This is a genomic window from Bradyrhizobium sp. Mp19 (assembly GCF_029952935.1).
Classification (GTDB): domain Bacteria; phylum Pseudomonadota; class Alphaproteobacteria; order Rhizobiales; family Xanthobacteraceae; genus Bradyrhizobium; species Bradyrhizobium elkanii.
The window spans coordinates 1-1,811 of sequence record NZ_JASAUT010000152.1; the positions used below are offsets into that span (position 1 = coordinate 1).

Annotated in this window: 1 protein-coding gene; it reads right to left on the reverse strand. The window is 58.8% G+C overall.

The window, feature by feature from the left end:
* Window positions 1–609: 609 nt before the first annotated feature.
* Window positions 610–1,698, reverse strand: a complete 1,089-nt coding sequence (locus QJT82_RS45290) for an IS110 family transposase (RefSeq protein WP_028342406.1) — start codon at window positions 1,696–1,698, stop codon at window positions 610–612.
* Window positions 1,699–1,811 lie beyond the last annotated feature (113 nt).

A 1,811-nucleotide genomic window follows, 5' to 3' on the forward strand; every position in this document is an offset into this window, starting at 1 on the left:
GGGTCTCTAGCCGCGGATTTGGCAAGAGATCGGTCACGCTTCCTTGCAGGGTTGCAGCAGCTGCTGCTGCAACCCTGCCCATCGGCGAGATTGGGGTAGCAAGCGGAAAGCCCCTTCGCGGGGAACCAGAACGCAAGAAAATTGACGCCCTTCGCTTCGCGGCAGTTTTCTTGCGTTCTGGGCGGAAGGGGCTTGCAGCGCGCGAGGGCGAAGCCCTTAGGCCCTTTGCGGCGGCAGCCGCAAAATAAAGCGTCCCGCAGGAGAGACGGACAAACATGCGCGCCGGCATCGGGAGAAGTGGCTGCATGTGCAAGACGCAAAACAGGGTTTGGCCGCCAAGACGGTCAAGCGTTTTACAAACTTTCACGCCGGTCGCAGCCGGCGCAATTTAAGGAATCTCTGCGAGGGAGCCTGGGTCTCTTCGCGGTCTAATCAGCCCAATTTCGTCAAGCTGGCCGCATGATAGGGTTCGTTCAGAAGAGGGTGCCGCCATGGGTAGCTCGGCGTGCCGATCGACAAATGGTCAGTCGTCGCCTTCCCGGTCTGCGCGGTCACCATCCCTTCCGTCCCCTCGCGGAGATACCTTTCAGCGTGAGCCGAAAGGATTCCTCATGCCGTTGTGGAGCTGGTCAATTCGCTACCTTCCGTCTTGTTGCTCCAGCGGAAATCCTGTTCTTTTATCCACATACGGTGCAGAACGATGGCCAGCTTACGGGCGACGGCAATCCGCGCTCTGTTGAAGCCGCGCCTTTTGGCAACCTTCATTCCCCAAGCCCTGAGTGTCGACCATTTCCTGCTGGAGGACAGCAAAATGGTGGCGGCCTGAACCAGGTGCACGCGCGTCATGGAGTTGCCAAGCCTGGAAATGCCTTCTTGATAATCTGTTTCTCCCGACTGGTACTGCTTTGGTGTGAGGCCGAAATACGCACCGATATCTTCGTCGTTGGAGAAGCGGAGCGGATTATCGACGGCTGTTACAAAGGACAGCGCGATGATCGGCCCGACACCCGGCGCCGTCATCAACCGCCGGCAGACCCGGTTGTCTTTGGAAACTGCCTCCACACGCCGGGTCAGAATGGCCAGGTGCTTGCAGAGGTCCTCGTAGAGGTCGAGGGACGGCATGATCCCATCGCTCAATGTGAGGCCAAGCTCGTCGGCCTTGACGAGAGTCGCCATCACCCGTTCGCGGAAAGTCTTGCTGTTGACGTTGCCGCGGGGCACGAGGAGCCCGAACGGTTTGAGGCTTCCGGTGATGTTGTTCTCGAGCCCGACCCTTTGCTGCACCAACTGTTGCCGTAAGATGAGCAGCGTCCGATCCTCCTGGCTGCAGCGAGCGCGGACGGTGACGGGCCGGATAAACTCTCCTCCCATGCGAACGAGCTGCGCGAGACCGCGGGCATCGTTCTTGTCCGTCTTGTTGCGGTACGTCTTGAGAAACCGGTGCGCTTGAAAGGCTTCAAGACATATCAGCGGCAGCCCCAGCTTCGTCAGTTCGATGTGCAACCAGGCACTCATCGCTCCTGCTTCGATGCCAATCCTGACGATGGAGGAGATCTGTACATCCTTGGCAATAAGCCAGCCGTGAATGTCGCTTGGCCGCGTCAGGGCTTTCCCTTCGACAACGATCTTGCCTTTAGCATCTACAACACAGATTGCTGTTTGCCGCTGCGATACATCCAATCCAATGTAGCATTCCATGGATGCTTCTCCTGCTTGGGTTGCGGAAGAGCACAGCCTACCCCACTCACCGCAGTGCCAAGTCCGCGGCTACACTATGGGTAGCAAGTGCCAGGGCGACCCGAGTGGAGGGG

Coding starts and splice junctions, on each gene's coding strand:
- QJT82_RS45290 (WP_028342406.1), bottom strand. CDS start 1,698: ATGGAATGCTACATTGGATTGGATGTATCGCAGCGGCAAACAGCAATC.